The 24,388-nt window shown below is 62.4% G+C and carries 26 protein-coding genes and 2 pseudogenes; 13 read left to right on the plus strand and 15 right to left on the minus strand.

The window, feature by feature from the left end; all coding sequences use genetic code 11:
- Positions 1 to 78 precede the first annotated feature (78 nt).
- From HU749_RS28975 to HU749_RS29745, 6 genes and pseudogenes are all read right to left on the minus strand, one after another.
- Positions 79 to 1,326, minus strand: a complete 1,248-nt coding sequence (locus HU749_RS28975) for a heme biosynthesis protein HemY (RefSeq protein WP_079303039.1) — start codon at positions 1,324 to 1,326, stop codon at positions 79 to 81.
- Positions 1,323 to 2,456, minus strand: coding sequence for a uroporphyrinogen-III C-methyltransferase (locus HU749_RS29340; RefSeq protein WP_225919190.1), 1,134 nt, complete (start codon positions 2,454 to 2,456; stop codon positions 1,323 to 1,325). The genes HU749_RS28975 and HU749_RS29340 overlap by 4 nt, the downstream gene beginning before the upstream one ends.
- Before the next feature lie 36 nt (positions 2,457 to 2,492).
- Positions 2,493 to 3,239, minus strand: a pseudogene (locus HU749_RS29345) (uroporphyrinogen-III synthase); the annotation flags it as partial.
- Positions 3,236 to 4,177 (minus strand): hydroxymethylbilane synthase, encoded by a 942-nt coding sequence (hemC, locus tag HU749_RS28985; RefSeq protein WP_046065757.1) that lies wholly within the window; start codon positions 4,175 to 4,177, stop codon positions 3,236 to 3,238. The pseudogene HU749_RS29345 and the gene hemC, both read right to left, overlap by 4 nt.
- Positions 4,178 to 4,315: 138 nt before the next feature.
- Complete coding sequence (locus HU749_RS28990; protein WP_014340814.1) at positions 4,316 to 5,062, minus strand: LytR/AlgR family response regulator transcription factor; 747 nt, start codon at positions 5,060 to 5,062, stop codon at positions 4,316 to 4,318.
- A pseudogene (locus tag HU749_RS29745) lies at positions 5,059 to 5,208 on the minus strand (sensor histidine kinase); the annotation flags it as partial. The pseudogene HU749_RS29745 and the gene HU749_RS28990, both read right to left, overlap by 4 nt.
- A gap of 64 nt (positions 5,209 to 5,272) precedes the next feature.
- Here HU749_RS29745 and HU749_RS28995 point away from each other — a divergent pair.
- Both HU749_RS28995 and argH read left to right on the plus strand, forming a co-directional pair.
- Positions 5,273 to 5,488, plus strand: coding sequence for a hypothetical protein (locus HU749_RS28995; protein WP_139381097.1), 216 nt, complete (start codon positions 5,273 to 5,275; stop codon positions 5,486 to 5,488).
- 36 nt (positions 5,489 to 5,524) lie between these two features.
- Positions 5,525 to 6,919, plus strand: a complete 1,395-nt coding sequence (gene argH, locus HU749_RS29000) for an argininosuccinate lyase (protein WP_186649348.1) — start codon at positions 5,525 to 5,527, stop codon at positions 6,917 to 6,919.
- A gap of 121 nt (positions 6,920 to 7,040) precedes the next feature.
- On the opposite strand, the gene HU749_RS29005 is transcribed toward argH, so the two are convergent.
- Positions 7,041 to 7,700 carry a glutathione S-transferase family protein gene (locus HU749_RS29005; protein ID WP_186649350.1) on the minus strand — a complete coding sequence of 220 codons (660 nt, stop codon included), beginning with the start codon at positions 7,698 to 7,700 and terminating at the stop codon, positions 7,041 to 7,043.
- Positions 7,701 to 7,824: 124 nt separating this feature from the next.
- Here HU749_RS29005 and HU749_RS29010 point away from each other — a divergent pair, with 124 nt between their 5' ends.
- From HU749_RS29010 to HU749_RS29020, 3 genes are all read left to right on the plus strand, one after another.
- Positions 7,825 to 8,109 carry a hypothetical protein gene (locus HU749_RS29010; RefSeq protein WP_046065760.1) on the plus strand — a complete coding sequence of 95 codons (285 nt, stop codon included), beginning with the start codon at positions 7,825 to 7,827 and terminating at the stop codon, positions 8,107 to 8,109.
- 255 nt (positions 8,110 to 8,364) lie between these two features.
- Positions 8,365 to 8,610 (plus strand): TIGR02647 family protein, encoded by a 246-nt coding sequence (locus tag HU749_RS29015; RefSeq protein WP_003206789.1) that lies wholly within the window; start codon positions 8,365 to 8,367, stop codon positions 8,608 to 8,610.
- 170 nt (positions 8,611 to 8,780) lie between these two features.
- Complete coding sequence (locus HU749_RS29020; RefSeq protein WP_186649352.1) at positions 8,781 to 11,624, plus strand: class I adenylate cyclase; 2,844 nt, start codon at positions 8,781 to 8,783, stop codon at positions 11,622 to 11,624.
- Between the two features lie 7 nt (positions 11,625 to 11,631).
- Here the strand turns inward: HU749_RS29020 and rnk are convergent, their stop codons facing one another.
- From rnk to cyaY, 3 genes are all read right to left on the minus strand, one after another.
- Entirely contained in the window at positions 11,632 to 12,042 is a 411-nt protein-coding gene (gene rnk, locus HU749_RS29025; protein ID WP_186649354.1) for a nucleoside diphosphate kinase regulator, read from the minus strand.
- A gap of 281 nt (positions 12,043 to 12,323) precedes the next feature.
- A complete protein-coding gene (locus HU749_RS29030) occupies positions 12,324 to 12,542 on the minus strand; it encodes a DUF1289 domain-containing protein (RefSeq protein ID WP_079303043.1) in 219 nt (72 codons plus the stop codon).
- A 4-nt stretch (positions 12,543 to 12,546) separates the two neighbouring features.
- On the minus strand, positions 12,547 to 12,879 hold the full coding sequence (gene cyaY, locus HU749_RS29035) for an iron donor protein CyaY (RefSeq protein ID WP_003206795.1): 333 nt from the start codon (positions 12,877 to 12,879) through the stop codon (positions 12,547 to 12,549).
- A gap of 185 nt (positions 12,880 to 13,064) precedes the next feature.
- Between cyaY and lptM the strand changes: the two genes are divergently transcribed.
- Genes lptM through HU749_RS29065 form a run of 6 tightly spaced genes read left to right on the plus strand, consistent with a single transcriptional unit; the run spans position 13,065 to position 17,675 of the window.
- Positions 13,065 to 13,244, plus strand: a complete 180-nt coding sequence (gene lptM, locus HU749_RS29040; RefSeq protein WP_041476199.1) for an LPS translocon maturation chaperone LptM — start codon at positions 13,065 to 13,067, stop codon at positions 13,242 to 13,244.
- Between the two features lie 9 nt (positions 13,245 to 13,253).
- Positions 13,254 to 14,501, plus strand: coding sequence for a diaminopimelate decarboxylase (gene lysA, locus HU749_RS29045; protein WP_186649357.1), 1,248 nt, complete (start codon positions 13,254 to 13,256; stop codon positions 14,499 to 14,501).
- A gap of 4 nt (positions 14,502 to 14,505) precedes the next feature.
- Positions 14,506 to 15,336 (plus strand): diaminopimelate epimerase, encoded by an 831-nt coding sequence (dapF, locus tag HU749_RS29050; protein ID WP_079303044.1) that lies wholly within the window; start codon positions 14,506 to 14,508, stop codon positions 15,334 to 15,336.
- Positions 15,337 to 15,349: 13 nt separating this feature from the next.
- Entirely contained in the window at positions 15,350 to 16,075 is a 726-nt protein-coding gene (locus tag HU749_RS29055; protein ID WP_014340824.1) for a DUF484 family protein, read from the plus strand.
- Positions 16,075 to 16,974 carry a tyrosine recombinase XerC gene (gene xerC / locus HU749_RS29060; RefSeq protein WP_079303045.1) on the plus strand — a complete coding sequence of 300 codons (900 nt, stop codon included), beginning with the start codon at positions 16,075 to 16,077 and terminating at the stop codon, positions 16,972 to 16,974. Before HU749_RS29055 ends, xerC begins: the two co-directional genes overlap by 1 nt.
- Positions 16,971 to 17,675 (plus strand): HAD family hydrolase, encoded by a 705-nt coding sequence (locus HU749_RS29065; protein WP_014340826.1) that lies wholly within the window; start codon positions 16,971 to 16,973, stop codon positions 17,673 to 17,675. The genes xerC and HU749_RS29065 overlap by 4 nt, the downstream gene beginning before the upstream one ends.
- Before the next feature lie 204 nt (positions 17,676 to 17,879).
- On the opposite strand, the gene sutA is transcribed toward HU749_RS29065, so the two are convergent.
- The 4 genes from sutA to glnK all read right to left on the minus strand — a co-directional run bounded on the left by sutA (position 17,880) and on the right by glnK (position 20,650).
- The gene (sutA, locus tag HU749_RS29070; protein WP_014340827.1) at positions 17,880 to 18,203 is read right to left on the minus strand and encodes a dormancy-specific transcriptional regulator SutA; all 324 of its coding nucleotides are present in this window, start codon (positions 18,201 to 18,203) and stop codon (positions 17,880 to 17,882) included.
- Positions 18,204 to 18,305: 102 nt separating this feature from the next.
- Positions 18,306 to 18,731 carry a secondary thiamine-phosphate synthase enzyme YjbQ gene (locus HU749_RS29075; RefSeq protein ID WP_186649360.1) on the minus strand — a complete coding sequence of 142 codons (426 nt, stop codon included), beginning with the start codon at positions 18,729 to 18,731 and terminating at the stop codon, positions 18,306 to 18,308.
- A 212-nt stretch (positions 18,732 to 18,943) separates the two neighbouring features.
- Positions 18,944 to 20,278: an ammonium transporter gene (locus HU749_RS29080; RefSeq protein WP_046064432.1), complete on the minus strand. Its 1,335-nt coding sequence runs from the start codon at positions 20,276 to 20,278 to the stop codon at positions 18,944 to 18,946.
- A 33-nt stretch (positions 20,279 to 20,311) separates the two neighbouring features.
- Complete coding sequence (gene glnK / locus HU749_RS29085; protein WP_002555808.1) at positions 20,312 to 20,650, minus strand: P-II family nitrogen regulator; 339 nt, start codon at positions 20,648 to 20,650, stop codon at positions 20,312 to 20,314.
- 415 nt (positions 20,651 to 21,065) lie between these two features.
- Here glnK and HU749_RS29090 point away from each other — a divergent pair, with 415 nt between their 5' ends.
- Positions 21,066 to 21,326, plus strand: coding sequence for an accessory factor UbiK family protein (locus HU749_RS29090; protein WP_018605561.1), 261 nt, complete (start codon positions 21,066 to 21,068; stop codon positions 21,324 to 21,326).
- 18 nt (positions 21,327 to 21,344) lie between these two features.
- On the opposite strand, the gene HU749_RS29095 is transcribed toward HU749_RS29090, so the two are convergent.
- Complete coding sequence (locus HU749_RS29095) at positions 21,345 to 22,622, minus strand: sensor histidine kinase (protein ID WP_046064433.1); 1,278 nt, start codon at positions 22,620 to 22,622, stop codon at positions 21,345 to 21,347.
- A 266-nt stretch (positions 22,623 to 22,888) separates the two neighbouring features.
- On the opposite strand from HU749_RS29095, the gene HU749_RS29100 reads away from it, so the two are divergent.
- Positions 22,889 to 24,382, plus strand: a complete 1,494-nt coding sequence (locus tag HU749_RS29100; RefSeq protein ID WP_014340837.1) for a YifB family Mg chelatase-like AAA ATPase — start codon at positions 22,889 to 22,891, stop codon at positions 24,380 to 24,382.
- Positions 24,383 to 24,388: the final 6 nt, after the last annotated feature.

Here is a 24,388-nt window from a genome sequence, read left to right on the forward strand (position 1 = left end):
GGGGATTTATCCCCTCGCCACAGCAAGCTCCCTCGCCACAATGATTCATACCATTTTCAAGAATGAGTCATGCCCCTCTCAAGTGGACAACACCTGAGCCGGAACCGGCAACGGCGCGGCCAGCAAACGCTCATCCAACAGCCCCAGCCCCTCCTGGAACAACTGGTTGCTGCGCTCGGCATCTCCCAGTTGCGCCAGCAATCGCGCCAGTTCAGCACAGGCTTCGGGGTTGCGTTGGACGCGCAAGCTGCTTTCCAGATAGTCCCGCGCCTTGCCCCACAAACTGTTCTGCAGGCATAGGCGCCCCAGGGTCAGCAGCAGGCTTGGATCGGCCGGGTGGTCCTTGAGCCAACCTTCGGCCGCTTGCAACTGGCGGATCGGATCATTGCCACGCACCAACCCGTACAGGCGCGCCAGATGGCTGTCATAGTGACGCTTGAGCGCACTTCGCAGTACCTCTTCGGCTTCGACCTGGGCCCCCAACTGACGCAATTGCTCGGCATAGGCCAGCACCAGCGCCGGTTCCTGGCGTTGCGCGGAGGTTAGTTGTTGCCAGGCGCGATTGAGCGACTGCAACCCGACGCTGCCGTCCTCCTCACGGTGGGCTGCCAGGCTGAGGTTTTCGCCCCAGGCGCGACGTTCCAGTTCAGCCAGCTCAGCCGGCGGCAGGACCTTGTCCTTGCGCAGCTCCGGCAACAGCCGGATCACCGCCGACCAGTCGCCACGCTGCTGATGCAGTCGTTGCAGTTGGCGCAGGACCTGGACGTTATGGGGATGACGCTCATGCATGGCCTGCAGCGTGGTCAATGCGCCGTCGGTGTCACCGCGATCGGTCTGCAGTTGCGCGTGCGTCAGGGCAATGGCCAGTTCCGCCTGGGGCTGACGCTCCAGGGCGCGCTCGAGCAAACTGTCGCTCTGTTCGTAGAGACCTTGTTCGTTGGCCGCACGGGCGGCACCGAGGTAATACAGCAGCGGCTGGCGCTCGGCTTCGGCGGCACGATGCAGGTGTCGTTGGGCACTGGCCCAGCGACCTTCGGCCAGGTCCAACTGGCCGTGCTCGATCGCCACTTGCACCCGCCGGCTGCGGTTGCGCCGCGACCACGGGTTGACCACGCCGCTGGACGTGGTCACCAGCCCGATCAGCGCTCGCAGGCCTCGCCACACCAGCCAGAGCACCGCCACCAGGGCCAGGGTGACCCACAGGCCCGCTTCATAACGGAAGTTCTTGTACGCCACCAGCACGTAACCCGAATGCTCGGCAATCGCCACGCCCAGCAAGGCAGCGGCAGCGATGACCACGAACAGAATCACGTAGAGACGCTTCATGGCGTGGCCTCCTGTGCGCCAGGCGCGGGCAGCGGCTTGACCGATTCCTGGGCATTGAGGTTGCGGCGCTCAAGGTAAGCCTGGACGCTGTTCAGCGTGCCCGTCAGGTCCGGGGTGACCACCGTCACCGGCTGCTTGGACAGCTCACCCACGCGTTCGAGCATGATCTTGCTTTGCGGGTTGTCCTGGTTGAAGTTGTTCTTCAACACGTCCCGGGCTTCAGTCAGCGCCTGGGTGTACACCGGCGCCTGGCCATTGAGGGCGGCCCATTGCGCCTGCTCCAGCGCCAGGCTCAAGGCCAGGCGCACTTGCACAAGGCTTTGCCCGGCCAGCAGCGGACGAACATTCTCATCGGCGTTGAAGTCGATACGGATATAGCGCGAGATCTGGTCCCACCACTGTGCCCAACGACTGGCACCATCGCCATCGGCGGTCAGGCCCAAAAGCGACTCACCACGGTCCTTGTACTCGGGCGCCAGCTCGGTCAGGTCCAGGACCTGGTCACGCAAGGCGCCCAGTTGCAGGAACAGCCCGGTGCGATCCGGTTGTTCGGTGCTGCGCAATGCGGCGAGGGTCTTGGCCAGTTGCTCGCGGGCGGCGAACGAACCGGGGTCGTTCTGCTCGCGCAGGATTTCGTCAGCGCCCTGCACCAGCGCCTGGGCACTGTTGATGTCTTGCAGGGCGGAAAGACGCAGGCTGGCCAGGCGCAACAAGTGCTCGGCCTCCGCCAGGCGCCAATCCTTGCGGCTGGCACCGAGCACGGTCTCCAGGCGCTGGTTCAGGTGCTGCTGGTCACTTTGCAACTGGGCTACCAGGCGCCGCCGCTCCTCCAGCTCTCCGGCCGGGGGCAATTGCGCCAGGCGCTCGCTCAGGCGTTGCTCGTTGAGCTTGAGGCTCTGGGCCTGATCATTCAGCGCCTGGACCTGGGCGGATTGCTGCTGGTTATTGGTTTGCAGGTGACGCACCTGCCACACGCCCCAACCGCCCACGGCCACGCCAGCGGCGCCGAGCAGCAAGGCAACAACGGCCAGCCCGTTGCCGCGGCGCGGCGCCACTGGGGGCGGGGTTTCAACCGGCGCATCGATCGCTGGCTGGTCTAGATCTTCTTTTGGCAAGGCTGTTTCGCTCACGTATCCATCCTTTGCATTAGAAAACGGCACGGAGTGTTCCCGTAACGCCGCCAGCAAAGCCGCAGCATTGGCACCACGGCAATCCACAACTGTTCGGGCCCCGGCGGCACGCGCCATCTCGGCAACCCTTGGGCTTGGAACAAACAACGGTAACCGCGCCAGGGCCGGCCACGAATCGCCGGCCAGCCGTTGCAGATGCTCGAAGCCCTGCCCACTGCTGACCACCAGTGCGTTCAAGCGTTCCGCTTCGACTTTCGCCGGCAACGCCCCTTCGCCGTAATCAGGCAAGTGGCGGCGGTACAATTCCAGATAATCGACACTAGCACCTTGCTCGCGCAAACGCTCTGCCAGCAAGCCACGCCCGCCTTCACCCCGAACGATCAACACCTTGGGGTCGGGCCGCGCAACAGCCTGGCGCAAGACCAAGTGCTCCAGCAAGGCTTCGCTGTCATCGCCGTTATCGGGATAAAACACCGTGAGGCCGGCATCGCTGAGAATCTGTCCGGTGGCCGCACCCACGCTGAACCAGGGTTGGTCTGGAGGCTGGGGCCAGTATTGGCGCAACAACTCGACGCACAGGCGTGCGGCAGGTTTGCTGACGACGATCACGGCAGAGTATTGGTCCAGCGCCTGGAATATCGCCCGCCCGGCATCGGACAGCGGGATCGGCTCGATATCCAGCAAGGGCAGGCTGCTGCTGTAGACCCCCGCTTCTGCCAGGACAGCCGCCAGCGCCGAGGACTCGTCCGCCGGCCGGGTGAGCAGCAGCCGCCAGCCCGTCACGCGTGGCCGGCCTCGCCGTAGACGGCCTTGAGGATGTCGGCAGCGCCCTGGCTCAGCAGGTCCTCGGCCACCCGCACGCCCAACGCCTCGGCATCGTGGCGCGGTGCCCGGGCTTCGGCGCTGAGCAGCCGGCCACCGTTGGGATCCCCCACCAGGCCGCGCAACCAGACCTGTTCGCCTTCCAGCACGGCGTAACAGGCGATCGGCACTTGGCAACCGCCATTGAGATGTTTGTTGAGGGCACGTTCGGCGAACACCCGCGTGGCGGTGTCTTCATGATGCAGCGGCGCCAGCAGGGCGTGGATGTCGCTGTCGGCGCTGCGGCACTCGATGCCCACCGCCCCTTGCCCACCGGCCGGCAGGCTGTCGTCGACGCTGATGGCCGAGGTGATGCGATCTTCGAAGCCCAGGCGGATCAGGCCGGCGGCGGCGAGGATGATCGCGTCGTACTCACCGGCATCGAGCTTGGCCAGGCGCGTATTGACGTTACCGCGCAGGAAACGGATTTGCAGGTCCGGGCGGCGAGTCAGCAACTGTGCCTGGCGACGCAGGCTGGAAGTGCCGACCACGCTCCCGGCAGGCAGTGCTTCAAGACTGGAAAACGTGTTGGAGACGAACGCATCGCGTGGGTCTTCCCGCTCGCAGATGCAAAACAGGCCCAGGCCTTCGGGGAAGTCCATGGGCACGTCTTTCATCGAATGCACGGCGATGTCGGCTTCGTTGTCCAGCAACGCGGTTTCCAGTTCCTTGACGAACAGGCCCTTGCCGCCGATCTTCGACAGCGGCGAGTCCAGCAGCTTGTCCCCACGACTGACCATGGGCACCAGGGTCACGATCAGGCCGGGATGGGCCGCTTCCAGGCGGGCTTTGACGTATTCGGCCTGCCAGAGGGCCAGGGCACTTTTACGGGTGGCGATGCGGATCTCGCGAGGGGACATGGATCAATCCGTACTTAAAAGATACGGCAGATAATAACAGCTCAGCCAAAACCGCTTTGATTTGAATCACGACCCCAAGGCCTCCCTGGCCGCCAACTCCTCGAAATGAAACGTATGGAACGCCTTGGACCCGCCGCGCTAAAGCTGCTGCATCATCTTGCGCACGCCGGCCACGTGCCGCCGGCTGACAATCAGCGCATCGCCATTGAGGCCCTTGAGGAACAGTTGGAAATGCCCAAGGGGCGTACGCTGCAAACGCTCGATGCGCTCGCGAGCCACGAGGGCGTTGCGGTGGATGCGTACGAAACGCTCGCCGAACTCGTCTTCGAGAGCCTTGAGTGGCTCATCCAACAACACCTCGCCACTCTCATGGCGCAGGGTCACGTATTTATGGTCGGCTATAAAGTAGACCACCTGGTTCAACGGGATCAGCTCGATGCCTTTGCGGGTACGCGCACTGATATGGCTGCGCGGGCCGCTACCGCTTTCGGCGGCCGGACGGGTCAACGCCGCCAGTTGCACACGGTTGGGCCGCTCAGCCTTGCGCAAGGCTTCGAGCAACGCCTCGGCCGCCACTGGCTTGACCAGGTAGCCCACGTCACCGGCCTGCAACACCTCGGGTGGGAAGTCGTCCCGGGTGGTACAGAACACCACGGCGGGTGGCGACTCTCGTTCGCACAACTTCGCCGCCACTTGCAGGCCGTCCAGCCCTGGCATGCGAATGTCGAGCAGCACGATATCCGGCTTGTGGCTGTCAATAAGGGCCAATGCCTCTTCGCCATTGGTGGCGCTCGGCTCCAGGACACTGTAACCCTCGAGCTCGCCAACCATTCGGCTCAGGCGCTCGCGGGCCAGTGGTTCGTCATCAACGATCAGGACATTCATATTGCGCTGGATTCCTGCGTGAGTCTCGCACAAGGATAGCGTAGACAGGGGAAGTGACATCCGTCACCGCGATCCACGCTAAGACTCGTTCGAGGGCCAAAAAGTGCCGCGAGGCGGTTGCCTATCTTTACCAGCGCTTGCCGACCGATGCCCGAGGCCCGTTGTCGCACGGCGTCGCCGTAGGGATTGTTAACTGTCGATCTGACCAATATGAGCACCCCCTTCTTATCTGTATCCGCTGCGCCATGGGTGGAAAAAGCAAAAGTCCTACAGTCCACTGTAGACGGTTGCCACGACGATATTGCTCAATCGAAAAATATCGTTGCGGGAAAACCCGGTTGGATCCCAGGGTTCTATCGAAAAAACCTGCCGACCAGTGCCAGCGCCAGTCCCGGCAACCCTGCTATCATCCGCCGCAGCCTTTAACCGCTACTTTTTCCACAGCCGATCACGAGCGAATTCATGAGCACTGACAAGACCAATCAGTCCTGGGGCGGCCGCTTCAGTGAACCCGTCGACGCCTTCGTCGCCCGCTTCACCGCCTCCGTCAACTTTGACCAGCGCCTGTATCGCCACGACATCATGGGCTCGATCGCCCACGCCACCATGCTGGCCAAGGTCGGCGTGCTGACCGATGCCGAGCGCGACAGCATCATCGACGGCCTGAAGACCATCGAGACTGAAATCGAGGCCGGCCAGTTCGACTGGCGCGTCGACCTTGAAGACGTGCACATGAACATCGAAGCGCGCCTGACCGACCGCATCGGCGTGACGGGCAAGAAACTGCACACCGGCCGCAGCCGCAACGACCAGGTCGCCACCGACATCCGCCTGTGGTTGCGCGATGAGATCGACCTGATCCTGGCCGAAATCACTCGCCTGCAAAAAGGCCTGCTGGAGCAAGCCGAGCGCGAAGCCGAGAGCATCATGCCGGGCTTCACGCACCTGCAAACCGCCCAACCTGTAACGTTTGGGCATCACATGCTGGCCTGGTTCGAAATGCTCAGCCGCGACTACGAGCGCCTGGTGGACTGCCGCAAGCGCACCAACCGCATGCCCCTGGGCAGCGCCGCGCTGGCCGGCACCACGTACCCGATCGACCGTGAATACACCGCGCAGTTGCTGGGTTTCGACGCCGTGGGCGGCAACTCGCTGGATAACGTCTCGGACCGCGATTTCGCCATCGAATTCTGCGCCGCCGCGAGCATCGCGATGATGCACCTGTCGCGCTTTTCCGAAGAGCTGGTGCTGTGGACCAGTGCGCAATTCCAGTTCATTGACCTGCCGGACCGCTTCTGCACCGGCAGTTCGATCATGCCGCAAAAGAAAAACCCCGACGTGCCGGAACTGGTGCGGGGCAAGAGTGGCCGGGTGTTCGGCGCACTGATGGGCCTGCTGACCCTGATGAAAGGCCAGCCGCTGGCCTACAACAAGGACAACCAGGAAGACAAGGAACCGCTGTTCGACGCCGCCGACACCTTGCGCGACTCGCTGCGAGCCTTTGCCGACATGATCCCGGCCATCAAGCCCAAGCACGCAGTGATGCGCGAAGCGGCCCTGCGCGGTTTTTCCACCGCCACGGACCTGGCCGATTACCTGGTGCGCCGTGGCCTGCCGTTCCGCGACTGCCATGAGATCGTCGGCCATGCCGTGAAGTACGGCGTGGACAGTGGCAAGGACCTGGCGGAAATGAGCCTGGACGAACTGCGCCAGTTCAGCGACCAGATCGAGCAGGACGTGTTTGCCGTGCTGACCCTCGAAGGCTCGGTCAATGCCCGTAACCACATCGGCGGCACCGCGCCGGCGCAGGTCAAGGCAGCCGTAGTGCGCGGCCAGGCGTTGCTCGCCAGCCGCTAAAAGCATCGCGAGCAAGCTCGCTCCCACACTGGATCTCCATGTTCACAGAATATGTGCTCACTGAAGATCCACTGTGGGAGTGAGCCTGCTCGCGATGACTCACTTTAAAACACCACAAAACTCACTTCTTGGCAGCGATCATCGCCAAAAACGCCGGCATCGCTGCATCCCTATCCGCCGCAATCCGCTGCACATTTGGATTCTGCTCCAAGCGCTCCATCAGCGCCTTGGCTGCCGGCATGCCTTCCAACAGGTCGATATCGAACAACTTCCTGCCCACTTGGCAGGCCGGCGAGACGCTGTAGAAGAAATACAGATCGGCAATGGTCAGGCTATCGCCCGCCACGTAGGGCGCGAATTTGCCGTGCCGACCGAGCGAGGCGAACCCCAGCCGCAATTCGTCTTTGCTCTTTTCCTTGATGACATCGGGCACCGTCATGCCGAAAAAAGCCTCGGCAAAGCAAGCCCGCGCCGGCAGTTCGATGTACAACTCGATCTCCCTGCACAAGGCCAATACCTGGGCCCGCTCGAACGGGTCACTAGGCAGCAGGGCCTTGCCTGGCTGGGTTTGCTCGATGTACTCGAGGATCACGCTGGTTTCGTTGATGAACCCCTGCTCGGTTTTCAACACCGGCACCTTCCCGCGCGGGCTGATGGCCCACGCTTCGGGAGTCTTGTTGGGGTAGAACGGCACTTCTTCGAAGGGCAGGCCCTTCTCCAACAGCGCCAGTTTGACCATGTTGTAATAGTTACTGACAGAGAAACCATAAAGCTCGAGCATTACAAAGCCTCCAGGCCGTGCGGGGTTGGCAGCCTTGGGTTATAGACCGTCGGGGCATTTCGTGCCAGGCGCATCACGCCGCTGAATGCAGGTAAACTGGCGACCTTTCTCCCAGGAGCCTGCCATGAGCGAGCCAACCGACATCGACAACGACGAAGAAGAATTCGTCGAGAACACGCTGATCCAGGCCATCGAAAACCAGATCGAAAGTGACAATCCGCCTGCGGCCAAGGCCACTTTCAACAAGTTGACCCTGGTCGGTTATGAGCGCGAAGAAATCCTCAACCTGATGGCCCACGTGCTGGCGGTGGAGATCGATGCGATCCTGGAAGAAGATCGCCCGTTCAATACCCAGTGGTACGAAGCCGCCTTGCGCGCCTTGCCCGAGTTGCCGCCGGAAAAGAACTGAACCGACACGCAAAGTTGCTTCTGTGGCGAGGGAGCTTGCTCCCGCTGGGGCGCGAAGCGGCCCTAAAAAAGTGGACTCATTACGATTTTGGGCCTGCTGCGCAGTCCAGCGGGGATAAATCCCCTCGCCACAAGGGACCTGCCTGGACTCGCTACAAAAAAACAAAAAAAGCATGACACTGAGACTGGACAGCTCGGCCGAGTGCGCTCACCTTAGTGACGCTGTCGACCAATTCCTAGAAAGTCTGGAGTCCTTATGTCGCTTACCCCTGAGCTGGTTGCCGAACTGGAAATCCTTGCACTCTTCAACCTGGACAGTTCCCAGGAAGGCCTGAAAATTCATCAGACCGCTGCCCCTAAAGCGATTGCCGCTGCCCAACGCCTGTTCGAAAAAGAACTGATCACCCAGCCCGACGGTGGTTACCTGACAAGCCTGGGCCGAGATGCCGCCCAAAACGTACAAACCGTCCTGACGATACTCAGCGTGCAAGAAGCCGCCTGATCCCCCCTGTCGCCCACGGAAATCTCCTTTACGGGATTTCCGCAGGCGCACGGGTGCCTTGCGTAAAAAACCGGCATCCGGATTCTGTTTTCAGCTTAAGAATTCCCAAGATCGGGCGCTAACCTGCCATCACCCCCCACGTTCGACGCCGCGAGCCGGTTTGAGCTGACATGACCCGCAATCACGAAATACGCCCCGATCTGGACGAGGGAATCGACCGCAAGGTCCTGAGCCAGTTGCGCGCACGTTTTCTCAAGCTCAACACCGTGCGGATGGAGCGCGCCCTCGAAGGCCTGTCGCCCCGCCAGCAAGGCGTGCTGACGTTGCTGCCGCTGTTCTTCCACGTCAACCATCCGCTGCTGCCCGGCTACGTTTCCGGCAGCACGCCTGCCGGGCTGTCGAACTACGAGCCTGACGCCAATATCCTTGCCGAAGCCCAGCGGCTGACCCGTTCGTTTTCCTACAAGCCCCGGCACGGCAGCAACCCGCCACGGCCGATCCTTGGCCTGTTCCTGATGGGCAGCCTCGGCACCCTGGCCCAAGCCGACCAGAGCGACATGGACGTGTGGGTGTGCCACGGGCCGGACCTGAGCGACGATGAACTGGCCGAGCTGCGCAAGAAATGCCAGTTGCTGGAGATCTGGGCCGCGACCCAGGGCGCCGAAGCCCACTTTTTCCTGATCGACCCGGCGCGCTTCATAAGGGGTGACCGTGACAACCAGCTCAGTTCCGACGATTGCGGCACGACCCAGCATTACCTGCTGCTGGACGAGTTCTACCGCACCGCGATCTGGCTGGCCGGACGCACGCCGATCTGGTGGCTGGTGCCGGTCTATGAAGAAGAGAACTATGAGCAGTACACCCATACACTGATGTCCAAGCGTTTCATTCGCGCCGATGAAACCCTGGACCTGGGGCACCTGGCCTACATTCCGCCAGGCGAATTCGTCGGTGCCGGGCTCTGGCAGTTGTTCAAAGGTATCGAGTCGCCCTACAAGTCCGTGCTCAAGCTGCTGCTGACCGAGGTCTATGCCAGCGAACACCCGAATGTCCGCTGCCTGAGCCTACGCTTCAAACAGGCCGTGTTTGCCAATCGCCTGGACCTCGAAGAGCTGGACCCGTACATGCTGGTCTACCGCCGCATCGAGGAATACCTCAATGCCCGCGGCGAATCCGAACGCCTGGAGTTGATCCGCCGCGCGCTGTACCTGAAGGTCAATCGCAAGCTCACCGGCCAGACGCGCAGCAGCGGCTGGCAACGGGTACTGCTCGAGCGACTGGCTCGGGAATGGGGCTGGGACCAGCGCCAACTGGCGCTGCTGGACAGCCGCAGCCAATGGAAAGTCCGCCAGGTCAGCCACGAGCGACGGGCCCTGGTCAACGAGCTCACCCACAGCTACCGCTTCCTGACCCAGTTCGCCCGCACCGAGAAAACCGTCAGCCTGATCAACAAGCGCGATCTCAACGTGCTTGGCCGGCGGTTGTATGCAGCCTTCGAGCGCAAGGCCGACAAGGTCGAGTTCATCAACCCTGGCATCGCGCCGGACCTGGCCGAAGACACCCTGACGCTGGTCCAGTCACCCAACAAGAAAGAACCGGGGCAGAACCAGTGGGCGCTGTACAACGGCAGCCTCAACGCCCTGGAGTGGGAGAACTTCGCGCCGATCAAGCGCTGCCGCGAACTGCTGGAACTGCTGACCTGGTGCCATCGCAACGGCGTGATCGACAGCAGCACGCGCCTGGCGCTGCACCCAGGCGACAGCGACCTGAGCGAGTTCGAACTGTTCAACCTGCTGGGCAGCCTGCAGCAGTCCATTGCCCTGCCCTTGACCACGGTGGATGAAGCACAGTTGCTGCGCGCCAGCGTGCCCAGCGAAGTGCTGATTCTGGTGAACGTCGGCGTCGACCCGCTCAAGCACCACCGCGACCTGAATATCCTGATGACCACCGAGCGCACCGACTCCCTGAGTTATGCCGGGGTCCGGGAGAACCTGGTGCTGACCCTCGACCAGGTCATGCTCAACAGTTGGAATGAGGTGCTGGTCAACCGTTTTGACGGCGAACACGCCCTGCTCGACTGCCTGCGCGATTACCTCAACGACCTGCCCGTCATCCAGCACCAGCCACGCTTGCAGGTGCGCTGCTTCTGCCACAACCGCGCCCAATTCATTGCGCGGCGCGTCGAAGAAGTCATCGAAACGGCGCAGACCCTGCTGCTGAGCAGGCTCAATCACCGCTATCTGCTTCAGGTCCAGCAGCACTATCACGTGTTGGAGCTGGTGCCCGGCCAGGTCAATCACGTGGCGCTGGGCAGCCTGTCGGCGCTGATGGATTACCTGGGCGAGGAACTGACGGCCTACAGCCCCTTGCACTTGGACCCCATGGCCCTGGAAGACCACGACCTGGCGCTGATCCTGCCCATGGGCCAGCCCGAGTGCATCCAGGTGTTCTATCGCGTCGACGAAGACGAGGCCGATCTTTACGTGCTCGATGAGTTCGACGCACTGTGGCAACAACACGTGCCTTATCACGACGAACAAAGCCTGCTGGTGCCGCTGCAGCGCTTCTTGCAATCGGTGCTGTACCGTCGCGACGCCCTGCTGCCGCTGGATGCCGCCCAGCCGCTGACCCTGGAAACCCTGTACTACCAGTTATTGCCCTCAGGCAGCGGTCGGGCGCGCCGGATCGAAGCGCGGCAAGCCCCGCAGATGCTGGTCAACAAGCCGTTCTATGACGTGCAGGCGATCATCGGCAAAGCGACGCACGGACAGGTGCATGTCACCCTGTACTGCGATCAGCAGGAGTTTTCCGAACTGGAGCATGGCGACCAACTGTTCCGCGTGGTCGCCAGGGAGATCGTCGAACAGCGCCGCGAAGCCCAGCGCTATCGCTGCTACATCACCGACCTGGACCTCTCGGGCCTGGTGGGCGACGGCGCCTGTTCAAGCAATTTGTACCTGCGCTACAAGGCCGATCTGGAACGCGCCCTGAACGAGGCACTGAACCAGGTCTGAGACGGGTTCAGAACGCGCAGTCGCCGCCATTGATCGGCTGCGACTCGACCTCCAGCAACGTCAGCTTCAGCGTCTTGCCACCCGGGGCCGGCCAGTCGATGTGCTGGCCGACCTTCAGGCCCAGCAACGCACTGCCCACTGGCGCCAGGATCGAGATCCGGCCTTCGTCGGCATTTGCGTCCTGTGGATAAACCAGCGTCAGGTGATAGTCCTTGCCGCTGCTTTCTTCGCGGCAGTGCACGCGCGAGTTCATGGTCACGACATCGGCAGGCACTTCTTCGTGGCCCACCACGTTCTCGGCGCGATCCAGTTCGGTTTGCAGCGCAATCACGCCCGGCAGCGTTTCATCAAGGCTGTCGATCAGGCGTTCCAGACGCTGTACGTCCAGACGGGTAAGGGTGATGGAAGGTGCGGTCATGATCCTGGCAGACTCCTTTCTTCTGCACAAAAAAAGCAAAACCCCGCCACAAAAAGGCGGGGTTTTCACGGGCCTCGATGGATTGAGGCGTAACCGGACACTATCACAGCTCAATAAATAAACAAGTCAGGCAGGACCTGCCCTATCTATGGACAGTGAATCCCTGTGGCGAGGGAGCTTGCTCCCGTTGGGTCGCGAAGCGACCCCAAAAAATGCGACTGCTGCGCAGCCGAGCGGGAGCAAGCTCCCTCGCCACAAAAAGCCTGGCCATCAGGTGTTGGCTACTTCAGGAGCCTGCGCTTAAGCGCCTCGGCACAGATGACCCGCCGACGTTCGTCATCGGCCGAGCGCCATTCGCGGATATGTTCCACGTGGCGCAAACAACCGAGGCAGACCTTCTGTTCATCCAGCTTGCACACGCCGGTGCAGGGCGACGGCACGGCGGGGCTGACGTTGCTGTAGAGCGGCTTGGGAGGCCGTGTCGCGGCTGTCTGGCTCACGCCGTCACAGGCCTTCGAAATCGAGTTCCACGCCAGCCTGCTGCTTGACGATGCGCTCGAGCATCTCGCCCAGCTGCTCTTCGCTCTTGTCGCACATCCAGCGTTCGCTTTCTTCGTCGTAGTCGAAATGAAAGCCACCGGAGACCGCCGCCAGCCACAATTGCCGCAACGGCTCCTGGCGACTGAAAATCAATTGGCTGCCGTTTTCGAACTTGACGGTGAGCACACCGGCGGAGACTTCCAGGTCAATGTCCAGGCCACTGTCATCGAACACATCCTCCAGCGTTTGCTGGGTCGCATCGACCAGATCGTGGAAACGGGCTTCAGTCAAACTCATTGCGGCAACCTCGAAAATGTCTGCTCATGCTCAAGCGCCGCAAGATACGGACGCTTCCCGGCGATTGCAAAGGATATACCCACTGACGACAACCAGCGCCGCCGGACGGGCGCCCCGTTGCATAGGCAAGCTGCCGGGTGGCCGGTATACTCCGGCGCAATTAAAGCATTTTCAAGGATTTCGCCATGAAGCGCCTGATCTCTTCCCTTGCTGCGCTCGTCGCGGTTGCCTGCCTCGTGACAGCCTGTGGTCAAAAAGGTCCGCTGTACCTGCCTGATGACAGCAAGTCTCCCGAAGAACAAGCAGAACAGGCCAAGTCGTCGCAAGCCAAATCGCACTCGCACGACACTCACACCACTTACTAAGGGAACGCCATGGACGCTTTTAACTACCGTGGCGGGGAGCTGTTCGCGGAAGGGGTTGCCCTGTCCGCGATCGCCGAACGTTTCGGCACGCCGACCTATGTCTACTCCCGAGCCCACATCGAAGCCCAGTACCGGACGTTCGCCGATGCCCTCGAGGGCATGCCGCACCTGGTATGTTTCGCTGTAAAAGCCAACTCCAACCTGGGTGTGCTCAATGTCCTGGCGCGCCTGGGTGCCGGTTTCGACATCGTCTCCGGTGGCGAGCTGGAGCGTGTGCTGGCCGCCGGCGGCAGCGCCGACAAGATCGTGTTCTCCGGCGTCGGCAAGACCCGTGAAGACATGCGTCGCGCCCTGGAAGTTGGCGTGCACTGCTTCAACATCGAGTCCACCGACGAGCTGGAGCGCCTGCAAATCGTCGCTGCCGAGCTGGGCGTCCGCGCGCCGATTTCGCTGCGCGTGAACCCGGACGTCGATGCAGGCACCCACCCGTACATTTCCACCGGTCTCAAGGAAAACAAGTTCGGCATTGCCATTGCCGACGCCGAAGACGTGTACGTGCGCGCCGCCCAACTGCCGAACCTGGAAGTGCTGGGCGTCGATTGCCACATCGGCTCGCAACTGACCACCCTGGAACCCTTCATCGATGCCCTCGACCGCCTGCTCGCGCTGGTCGATCGCCTCGGCGATTGCGGCATCTACCTGCGCCACATCGACCTCGGTGGCGGTGTCGGCGTGCGCTACCGCGACGAAGAGCCGCCGCTGGTGGCCGACTACATCAAGGCCGTGCGTGAGCGCCTCGACGGGCGTGACCTGGCGCTGATGTTCGAACCGGGCCGCTACATCGTCGCCAACGCCGGCGTGCTGCTGACCCAGGTCGAGTACCTCAAGCACACCGAGCACAAGGATTTCGCCATCGTCGACGCGGCGATGAACGACCTGATCCGCCCGGCGCTGTACCAGGCGTGGATGGACGTCACCGCCGTGCGCCCTCGCGACACCACGGCCCGCAACTACGACATCGTCGGGCCGATCTGCGAAACCGGGGACTTCCTGGCCAAGGGTCGGGAGCTGGCGCTGGAAGAAGGCGACCTGCTGGCCGTGCATTCGGCCGGTGCCTACGGGTTTGTCATGAGTTCCAACTACAACACCCGCGGCCGCTGCGCCGAGGTGCTGGTGGACGGTGATCAGGCATTTGAAGTGCGTCGCCGCGAGACGGTAGCCGAGTTGTTTGCCGGCGAAAGCCTGCTGCCGGAGTAAAACCATGCTGCTGCGTTTTACCAAGATGCACGGCCTGGGCAATGACTTCATGGTCCTCGACCTGGTCAGCCAGCACGCGCACATCCTGCCCAAGCACGCCAAGCAATGGGGGGACCGGCACACCGGTATCGGTTTCGACCAATTATTGATCGTCGAGGCACCCAATAACCCGGACGTGGATTTCCGTTATCGGATCTTCAACGCCGACGGTTCGGAAGTGGAGCAATGCGGCAACGGCGCGCGCTGCTTCGCCCGCTTCGTGCTGGACAAGCGCCTGACCGCCAAGCGGCAGATTCGCGTCGAGACCAAGAGCGGCATCATCGAACTGGATGTGCGCAGCGACGGCCAGATAGGCGTCAACATGGGCGCTCCGCGCCTGGTGCCAGCGGACATTCCCTTCCAGGCACCGAGCCAGGCCCTGAGTTATCAGGTGGACGTCGACGGCGCCACGGTGGAACTGGCGGCAGTCTCCATGGGCAACCCCCATGCCGTGCTGCGCGTGGCCGATATCAACAGTGCCCCGGTGCATGAGCTGGGGCCGAAAATCGAGCATCATCCGCGCTTCCCCGCGCGGGTAAACGTCGGTTTCCTGCAAGTCATCGACCGCCACCGCGCACAATTGCGCGTCTGGGAACGCGGTGCCGGGGAAACCCAGGCCTGCGGTACCGGCGCCTGTGCCGCCGCAGTCGCTGCGATCAGCCAGGGGTGGATGGATTCGCCGTTGTTGATCGACCTGCCCGGCGGGCGCCTGTCCATCGAATGGGCAGGCCCTGGCCAACCGGTGATGATGACCGGCCCGGCAGTGCGCGTATACGAAGGACAAGTTCGTCTTTGAGTGAGCCAAACCCATGACCGACCAGCCACAGGTTCCAGCCCCACAGCCCGACGAATCCCCCAGCCTTCCAGAAGCGGCAGCCGTGGCTGCTTACCTGGAGGCTCATCCGGACTTCTTCGTCGAGCATGAAGAACTGCTTGCGACGATGCGCATCCCCCACCGACGCGGCGATACCGTGTCGCTGGTGGAACACCAGATGAAAATCCTGCGCGAGCGCAACATCGAAATGCGTCATCGTCTTTCGCACCTGATGGACGTGGCCCGGGACAACGACCGACTCTTCGACAAGACCCGTCGACTGATCCTGGCCCTGATGGACGCCAGCACCCTCGAAGACCTGGTCATGAGCGTCGAAGACAGCCTGCGCCAGGATTTCCAGGTGCCCTTTGTCAGCCTGATCCTGTTTGGCGACAACGCCATGCCGGTAGGCCGTTGGGTGACCCACGCCGAAGCGCAGACGGCCATTGGCGGCCTGCTCACGGAAGACAAAAGCGTCAGCGGCAGCCTACGCGAACATGAGCTGGACTTCCTGTTCGGCGAGGAACAACGCAAGCAGATCGGCTCCACCGCCGTCGTCGCCATCGCCCACCAGGGCGTGCACGGCGTGCTGGCCATCGCCAGCCGCGATCCGCAGCACTACAAGAGTTCGGTGGGCACGCTGTTTTTGAGCTACATCGCCGAAGTTACTGGCCGGGTGCTGCCAAGGGTCGCCGGTTCGCTGCGCTCGGTACGCGGATGATGGAACGGCAACTGGACGCCTACTGCGAACACCTGCGCAGTGAGCGCCAGGTGTCGCCCCACACGTTGTCGGCCTATCGCCGCGACCTGGAAAAAGTGCTGGGCTGGTGCCAGAAGCAGAACATCGGCAGTTGGGCGGCCCTGGACATCCAGCGCTTGCGCAGCCTGATCGCCCGCCTGCATCAACAGGGGCAATCCTCCCGCAGCCTGGCGCGCCTGTTGTCGGCGGTACGCGGCCTGTATCACTACCTCAATCGCGAAGGCCTGTGCGATCACGACCCGGCCACCGGCCTGGCGCCGCCCAAGGGCGAACGCCGGTTGCCGAAGACCCTCGACACCGACCGCGCCCTGCAATTGCTTGAAGGTGCCGTCGAGGATGACTTCCTGGCACGGCGCGACCAGGCAATTCTCGAGCTGTTCTATTCTTCCGGCCTGCGGCTTTCAGAGCTGACGGGGCTTAACCTGGATCAACTGGACCTGGCCGATGGCATGGTCCAGGTGCTCGGCAAGGGCAGCAAGACCCGCCTGTTGCCCGTTGGCCGCAAGGCCCGTGAAGCCCTGGAGCAATGGCTGGCGCTGCGGGCGCTGACCAACCCTGCCGACGACGCGGTCTTCGTCAGCCAACAGGGGCGACGTCTCGGCCCGCGGGCGATTCAGCTGCGGGTCAAGGCTGCCGGCGAACGGGAGCTGGGACAGAACCTGCACCCGCACATGCTCCGGCACTCCTTCGCCAGCCATCTGCTGGAGTCCTCCCAGGACCTGCGCGCCGTTCAAGAGCTGCTGGGGCACTCGGACATCAAGACCACACAGATCTACACCCACCTGGACTTCCAGCACCTGGCGACGGTCTATGACAGTGCCCACCCCAGGGCCAAACGCATCAAGAGCGACGAATCATGACCATCGAGCTGATCACTTTCGACCTGGACGACACCCTGTGGGACACCGCCCCGGTGATCGCCAGCGCCGAAGCCATACTCCGCCAATGGCTCACCGACAACGCACCAAACCTGGGCGGTGTGCCGGTGGAGCATCTTTTTTCGATTCGCGAGCAGGTGTTGCGCGAAGAGCCCGGCCTGAAGCATCGCATCAGTGCGTTGCGCCGGCGGGTACTGTTCCGTGCCTTGCAGGAAGCCGGCTACGACCAGTGGCAAGCGTCTGAGCTGGCGGACCAAGCCTTCGAGACGTTCCTGCACGCCCGTCATCAACTCGAAGTTTTTCCCGAGGTGCAGCCCACCCTGGAGATCCTGGCCAACCATTTCGCCCTCGGTGTGGTCACCAATGGCAACGCCGACGTGCGACGCCTGGGGTTGGCGGACTATTTCAAGTTCGCCTTGTGCGCCGAAGACATCGGCATCGCCAAGCCTGACGCCCGGCTGTTCCACGAAGCCCTGCAACGCGGCGGCGCCACGGCGCAGACCGCCGTGCACATTGGCGATCACCCAGGCGACGACATCGCCGGCGCCCAACAGGCCGGCCTGCGGGCGGTGTGGTTCAACCCGACGGGTAAACCCTGGGATGCCGACCACGCGCCGGATGCCGAAATCCGCAGCCTGACCGAACTGCCGGGGTTATTGGCAGGGTGGCATCGCCAGCACTGAACCCCGCCCTGTAGCCCTACAACCTCCGTGGGAGCGGGCCTGCCCGCGAAGGCGGCGGCACATCCAGCATTGATGTGACAGATAGACCGCTATCGCGAGCAAGCTCGCTCCCACAGGGACTGCGCCTGGCCTGGGAATGGAATCGCACCCATGAAAAAGCCCGCAGCGACGGCGGGCTTTTTCAGCAAGCAATGAAGCCGATACTCAGATAGGGCGGCTACCGTACTTGTTGTCAGGCTTCTTGGGCGGATCAGCGACCACGTTGGCCTCCACTTCCTGCACCTTACCGCCCCTGGCCAGGAATTCCTCCATGGCCTTGGCGAGCGCATCACGCTCCTTGTTCTTGGCCTCTACGCTCGGCAACTCGTCAACCGATACGGCTGCCTTGGCCTTGCCTTTGGCGGTAGGCGCCGGAACATCGGCCCCATCGTCGTCGGCAACGTCTTCCGCTGCCGCTTCAAGGCCTTCTTCGGTCTCGTCTTCGTCGCCTACTTCGAGGTCGTCGTTTTCCAGATCATCGTCGCTCATGTTCTACCTCATGACTTGCGAAAAGCAGATTAGTTATAGCCCAGCTTCGCCATCTGTTCGAAGGCTGCCAGAAAAAATTCAACATCCGCCGGCAATCAGCGGTTATGCCCCTTCACCGTACAAGGTGGCGAGGACTTTACGAGCACCGCCGTGATCACGGTGCTCGCCCAGATAAACACCTTGCCAGGTACCCAATGCCAGCCGTCCTGCCGTGACCGGCAGGTTGACCTGGCAACCGAGCACGCTGGCCTTGAAGTGCGCCGGGAGGTCGTCCAGGCCTTCGTCGTTGTGCTCATAGTCGGCGGTTCCTTGTGGGATCAGCCGATTGAAAAATCGTTCGAAGTCTCGACGTACCGCCGGATCGGCGTTCTCGTTGATGGTCAACGAAGCCGAGGTATGCTGCAGCCACAGATGCAACAGACCGACACGACACGCCTGGAGTTCAGGCAGGCCGGCAAGCAACTCGTCCGTCACCAGATGAAAGCCCCGGGGCCTTGCCCGCAGGGTTATCAGCGTCTGTTGCCACATACAGATCTCCGCACGTTCGGCGCGCATTCTAGCGCGCTCTGGGAAAAAACAAAGGGCCTAATATTCTTGCTTCGGTGTAAGCCTTTGGCGGTAGAAAAAACCATGTCGCATCCACAACAAAAGGCGTCGGGAAAACCCCTGCACCTTGTGAGCAATGACAAATTCCAGGCAAAAAAATGCCCGGCGAACCGGGCATTTTTTATTGGGCGTGCTTACAGGTTGTAACCACGCTCGTTGTGCTGGGCCAGGTCCAGGCCCACGGCTTCTTCTTCCTCGGTGACACGCAGACCCATGACGGCGTCCAGAACCTTGAGGATGATGAAGGTGACGATCGCGGTGTAGACCACCGTGAACGCCACGCCTTTGAACTGAATCCACACTTGCGCGCCGATATCGGTCACGGTGCCGAAGCCACCCAGTGCCGGTGCTGCGAACACACCGGTCAGGATCGCGCCGAGGATACCGCCGATGCCGTGTACGCCGAAGGCGTCCAGGGAGTCGTCATAACCGAGTTTGCGCTTGAGGGTGGTGGCGCAGAAGAAGCACACCACGCCCGCCGCCAGACCGATGACCAGGGCGCCCATCGGGCCCACGGTGCCGGCAGCCGGGGTGATTGCAACCAGGCCAGCGACCACGCCCGAAGCAATGCCCAGTGCGCTTGGCTTGCCGTGGGTGATCCACTCGGCAAACATCCAGCCCAGCGCCGCCGCAGCGGTAGCGATCTGGGTCACCAGCATCGCCATGCCGGCGGTGCCGTTGGCGGCGACAGCGGAACCGGCGTTGAAGCCGAACCAGCCGACCCACAGCATGGCCGCGCCCATCAGGGTGTAACCGAGGTTATGCGGCGCCATTGGCGTGGTCGGGAAGCCTTTGCGCTTGCCCAATACCAGGCACGCCACCAGGCCTGCGATACCGGCGTTGATGTGCACCACGGTGCCGCCGGCGAAGTCCAGCACGCCCCAGTCCCACATCAGGCCGCCGTTGCCGGACCAGACCATGTGGGCAATCGGTGCATACACCAGGGTGAACCACACGCCCATGAAGATCAGCATGGCGGAGAACTTCATCCGCTCGGCAAATGCACCGACGATCAGGGCCGGGGTAATGATGGCGAAGGTCATCTGGAAGGTGATGAACACCGCTTCAGGGAACAGCGCCGCCGGGCCGGTCAGGCTGGCTGGCGTGACGCCCGCCAGGAAGGCCTTGCCCAAGCCGCCGACGAAGGAGTTGAAGTTGACGACGCCCTGCTCCATGCCGGTGGTGTCGAACGCGATGCTGTAGCCATAGATGACCCACAGGACGCTGATCAGACCGGTAATGGCAAAGCACTGCATCATCACGGAAAGAAGGTTTTTCGACCGAACCATGCCACCGTAGAACAGTGCCAGGCCGGGAATGGTCATGAACAGTACAAGAATCGTTGCCGTGAGCATCCAGGCGGTGTCGCCGGAGTTCAGGACTGGGGCTGCCGCTTCTTCTGCCATGGCCAGGCCAGGCATTGCGAAGGACAACAGGGCTCCTAGCCCTGCGAATTTACGCAGAGTCATATTGTTTTCTCCTGGGGCGTTGGGTTTGGCGGCTTAGATGGCGTCGGTATCGGTTTCGCCGGTACGGATGCGGATAGCCTGTTCCAGATTGACCACAAAGATCTTCCCGTCACCGATCTTGCCGGTGTTGGCGGCCTTGGTGATTGCCTCGATCACCCGATCAAGATCCTTGTCGTCAATGGCGACATCGATCTTCACCTTGGGCAGGAAATCGACCACGTACTCCGCGCCGCGATACAGCTCGGTGTGACCTTTCTGCCGACCGAAGCCTTTGACCTCAGTAACGGTAATGCCCTGCACGCCGATCTCGGACAACGACTCGCGCACGTCGTCCAACTTGAACGGCTTGATGATGGCAGTGACTAGCTTCATGAAACTTTCTCCCGAATTGGTGGACTTGCCCCAGGAAAACAAACCCGACTCAAGTCTAAGCGCAGTGCCTGGCTTTGTAACGCGTCGTCGGCCCAAGTTGCCCGACAGGTGCCAGTTAACCGATCCTGACGAAACTCCCCGTTCCGCCTGCTGCACTGCATTCGTCACAGCGACTGCATCAGTGCATGGGTCATCAGCCTCTAAGCAGAAACCTTGCCATCTGCACCCAAACCCTCTGATTTCAGTCTCTTGGCCACCTGCTCGACGTGCACTGCGCCATGAACCGCAGCGATACGCACAACAACAGTGCAGCGACGCCCGGCCTCATGCGCGAAAAGCGTGCATCCCTTGCTTGCGAATTGACTATAGACACTGCGTGATACACTGCCCGCCATTGTTTCCAGGACACCTGCACATGCTTGCGCCCAAAGACCTCCTCGACGCCCTGAGCGGCCACGCCTCCCGTATCTTGAGCGGTGACACACCGCTGCCCAAAAGCGAAATCGAAAGCCAGTTCAAAGCCCTGCTGCAAAGCGGCTTCAGCAAGCTGGACCTGGTAAGCCGGGAAGAATTCGACAGCCAGATGGTTGTGCTGGCCCGAACCCGGGCGCGGCTCGAAAGCCTGGAGGCCAAGGTTGCCGAGCTGGAAGCGCGACTGGCTCCGGCCCAGCAATAAGCAGCCCCTGCGGGCCACTCAACCACTTGCAGCGTGTTGAGACGGGTCCCAGGCCAGTGTCAGCGGCAGCTCCAGGATAAACAGCGCGCCCCTGCCCGGCCCGGCGCTCTGCACGGTCAGATCGCCGCCCATCTCGTGCGCAGCCAGGATGCAGCTGTGCAGGCCAAAGCCGTGACCGTCGACACGCGTGGTGAAGCCGTGCTCGAACACCCGCGCAAGATTGTCCTGCGAAATCCCCTCGCCATTGTCCTCGACCTCGACCCGCACGCGCTCATCGTCAACGGCCTTCAGGCGCAGGATGATCTGCGGCGGCCGGTTCGTACCCGCGTCCAGCGCCTGCTTGGCGTTGTTGATCAGATTGACCAGGATCTGCAGCACTCGGTGCTTGTCCAACGGCATTTGCGGGATATCACTGAATTCCTTGATCAGCGTGATGTGGTGGCGGGCCAGGGACACATCACAAATGCGCACGACATCCTCGACCAGCTCTCGCAACGAGCCCGGCTCCAGCACGCTGGCGTTGCCGGCATAGGATTGCTGGGTGGCGACGATTTCCTTGATGTGGTCGATTCGGCGGGTCAACTGCGCCAACTCGGCGATCATGCCCTGCTGCTCGACGGCCAGCGCGTCGGCCAGCTTGTCGAGATAGTCCGGTAGCGCGCGCCCTTTCGGATCGCTGCTGATGAAGTCACCGAGGTCATCGGGATGTTCCTTCATCAACTGAGCGACCTTGGCCACCCCTGGTCCCTTGGACGTATGCACCTTTTCGTAGAGGACCTGGGCTGACACATTCACGCTATTGAGCACATTGCCCACGTTGTGCAGCACATTCGTGGCGATCTCCGCCATGCCGGCCCGGCGCGCGGTGGTGACCAGTTCGGCCTGCGCCTCGCGCAACTCGTCGTTGACCTTGGCCAATTGCTGCGGGCTGGGAATCTTCAGGGCCGCCGGCACCAGCCGGACCAGCAGGATGGCGGTAATCACCGAAGCAATCGCGGTGATCACCTTGACCAGCGCCATCAGCCAGTAATAGGGCTGCCAGATGGTCAGGATCTCCATCACATGGCTGGTCCCGCAGGCCAGGATAAACACGCCAAAGGCCGCGAGCATCCAGTCGAACGGGACGTCCTTGCGCTTGTGGATAAAGTACAGGAGGGTGAAGGGGATGGTGACGTAGGACAGGGCGATCAAGCCATCGGCGATCACATTGGTCCATAGCAGATCCGGACGCCACATGTAGCAATGCCCGTGGGGCATGAAGCGCTTGTCGGTTAACAGCGCCAGCAGATCGTTCATGGCCACTTCCTCGTTGTGCCGTTGATACCGCCAAGTGCCGACTGGGCAAATCGCAGTCTAGCAGAGGGCCCTTCCCGGGCATTTTGCGTGGGCAGGTGCGGCGGTGATATCCGCTACCACATCACGTTTGGCGCCCTTCGGCTGCCATCCGCCGTCGAAACATCCTGCCAAATTTTCTCCCTTCAATTGCCGCGCCCAAGTTCGTCCCCACGACTAACCTTCCAGAGCCGCAGGACGCGGCGCCCCATTCACTCAAGGAACGATTCATGTCGCTTGCCATTGTCCACAGCCGCGCCCAAGTAGGGGTCGAGGCTCCTGCCGTTACCGTTGAAGTCCACCTGGCCAATGGCTTGCCGTCGCTGACGATGGTTGGCCTGCCGGAAGCGGCGGTGAAGGAAAGCAAGGATCGGGTGCGCAGCGCGATCATCAATTCGGGGCTGAACTTCCCGGCACGGCGCATCACCCTGAACCTGGCGCCGGCGGACCTGCCCAAGGACGGCGGACGCTTCGACCTGGCCATTGCCTTGGGGATCCTGTCGGCCAGCGTGCAGGTGCCCACCCTGACGCTGGACGACGTGGAATGCCTCGGTGAACTGGCCTTGTCCGGCGCGGTGCGACCGGTGCGCGGGGTATTGCCTGCGGCGCTGGCGGCGCGCAAGGCCGGGCGCATGCTGGTGGTGCCGCGGGCCAATGCCGAGGAGGCCTGCCTGGCCTCGGGGCTGAAGGTGATCGCCGTGGACCATCTGCTCGAAGCGGTGGCGCACTTCAACGGCCACACGCCGGTCGAGCCTTTCGTTTCCAACGGGCTGCTCTCGGCCAGCAAGCCCTACCCCGACCTGAACGAAGTACAAGGCCAGGCCGGGGCCAAGCGGGCCTTGCTGATTGCCGCCGCGGGGGCTCACAACCTGCTGTTCAGTGGGCCACCGGGCACTGGCAAGACCCTGCTGGCGAGCCGTTTGCCAGGGCTGTTGCCACCGCTGGCCGAAAGCGAAGCCCTGGAGGTCGCGGCCATCCAGTCGGTGGCCAGTTGCATACCGTTGAGCCACTGGCCGCAACGCCCGTTTCGCCAGCCACACCACTCGGCTTCCGGCCCGGCGCTGGTGGGTGGCGGGTCAAAGCCGCAGCCAGGGGAGATCACCCTCGCCCACCATGGCGTGCTGTTTCTCGATGAGCTGCCGGAATTCGACCGCAGGGTACTGGAAGTCTTGAGAGAGCCGCTGGAGTCCGGGCACATCGTGGTTTCTCGCGCCCGTGACCGAGTACGCTTCCCGGCGCGTTTCCAGTTGGTGGCGGCAATGAATCCCTGCCCCTGTGGATATCTTGGCGAGCCCAGCGGCCGCTGCTGCTGTACACCGGACATGGTGCAGCGCTACCGCAACAAACTCTCCGGGCCGCTGCTGGACCGTATCGACCTGCACTTGACCGTCGCCCGGGAAGCCACGGCGTTAAACCCCAAGCGCGAAACCGGGGACGATACAGCCACGGTCGCCGAGCAGGTGGCCGAGGCCCGGGAGCGTCAGCACAAGCGCCAGGGCTGCGCCAACGCCTTCCTCGATCTGCCGGGGTTGCGCCAACACTGCAAGTTATCCACAACCGATGAGACCTGGCTGGAAACCGCCTGCGAGCGGCTGACCCTGTCATTGCGCGCCGCCCACCGCTTGCTCAAGGTCGCCCGGACGCTGGCAGACCTGGAGCAAGCGGGGAGCATCCGTCGCGAACACCTGGCCGAAGCGTTGCAGTATCGGCCGACTACGGCTTGAACCCCG

This window comes from Pseudomonas ogarae (genome assembly GCF_014268695.2).
Taxonomy (GTDB): Bacteria; Pseudomonadota; Gammaproteobacteria; order Pseudomonadales; family Pseudomonadaceae; genus Aquipseudomonas; species Aquipseudomonas kilonensis.

Coding starts and splice junctions, on each gene's coding strand:
- HU749_RS28975 (WP_079303039.1), bottom strand. CDS start 1,326: ATGAAGCGTCTCTACGTGATTCTGTTCGTGGTCATCGCTGCCGCTGCC.
- hemC (WP_046065757.1), bottom strand. CDS start 4,177: ATGTCCCCTCGCGAGATCCGCATCGCCACCCGTAAAAGTGCCCTGGCC.
- HU749_RS28990 (WP_014340814.1), bottom strand. CDS start 5,062: ATGAATGTCCTGATCGTTGATGACGAACCACTGGCCCGCGAGCGCCTG.
- HU749_RS28995 (WP_139381097.1), top strand. CDS start 5,273: ATGAGCACCCCCTTCTTATCTGTATCCGCTGCGCCATGGGTGGAAAAA.
- argH (WP_186649348.1), top strand. CDS start 5,525: ATGAGCACTGACAAGACCAATCAGTCCTGGGGCGGCCGCTTCAGTGAA.
- HU749_RS29005 (WP_186649350.1), bottom strand. CDS start 7,700: ATGCTCGAGCTTTATGGTTTCTCTGTCAGTAACTATTACAACATGGTC.
- HU749_RS29010 (WP_046065760.1), top strand. CDS start 7,825: ATGAGCGAGCCAACCGACATCGACAACGACGAAGAAGAATTCGTCGAG.
- HU749_RS29015 (WP_003206789.1), top strand. CDS start 8,365: ATGTCGCTTACCCCTGAGCTGGTTGCCGAACTGGAAATCCTTGCACTC.
- HU749_RS29020 (WP_186649352.1), top strand. CDS start 8,781: ATGACCCGCAATCACGAAATACGCCCCGATCTGGACGAGGGAATCGAC.
- rnk (WP_186649354.1), bottom strand. CDS start 12,042: ATGACCGCACCTTCCATCACCCTTACCCGTCTGGACGTACAGCGTCTG.
- cyaY (WP_003206795.1), bottom strand. CDS start 12,879: ATGAGTTTGACTGAAGCCCGTTTCCACGATCTGGTCGATGCGACCCAG.
- lptM (WP_041476199.1), top strand. CDS start 13,065: ATGAAGCGCCTGATCTCTTCCCTTGCTGCGCTCGTCGCGGTTGCCTGC.
- lysA (WP_186649357.1), top strand. CDS start 13,254: ATGGACGCTTTTAACTACCGTGGCGGGGAGCTGTTCGCGGAAGGGGTT.
- dapF (WP_079303044.1), top strand. CDS start 14,506: ATGCTGCTGCGTTTTACCAAGATGCACGGCCTGGGCAATGACTTCATG.
- HU749_RS29055 (WP_014340824.1), top strand. CDS start 15,350: ATGACCGACCAGCCACAGGTTCCAGCCCCACAGCCCGACGAATCCCCC.
- xerC (WP_079303045.1), top strand. CDS start 16,075: ATGGAACGGCAACTGGACGCCTACTGCGAACACCTGCGCAGTGAGCGC.
- HU749_RS29065 (WP_014340826.1), top strand. CDS start 16,971: ATGACCATCGAGCTGATCACTTTCGACCTGGACGACACCCTGTGGGAC.
- sutA (WP_014340827.1), bottom strand. CDS start 18,203: ATGAGCGACGATGATCTGGAAAACGACGACCTCGAAGTAGGCGACGAA.
- HU749_RS29075 (WP_186649360.1), bottom strand. CDS start 18,731: ATGTGGCAACAGACGCTGATAACCCTGCGGGCAAGGCCCCGGGGCTTT.
- HU749_RS29080 (WP_046064432.1), bottom strand. CDS start 20,278: ATGACTCTGCGTAAATTCGCAGGGCTAGGAGCCCTGTTGTCCTTCGCA.
- glnK (WP_002555808.1), bottom strand. CDS start 20,650: ATGAAGCTAGTCACTGCCATCATCAAGCCGTTCAAGTTGGACGACGTG.
- HU749_RS29090 (WP_018605561.1), top strand. CDS start 21,066: ATGCTTGCGCCCAAAGACCTCCTCGACGCCCTGAGCGGCCACGCCTCC.
- HU749_RS29095 (WP_046064433.1), bottom strand. CDS start 22,622: ATGAACGATCTGCTGGCGCTGTTAACCGACAAGCGCTTCATGCCCCAC.
- HU749_RS29100 (WP_014340837.1), top strand. CDS start 22,889: ATGTCGCTTGCCATTGTCCACAGCCGCGCCCAAGTAGGGGTCGAGGCT.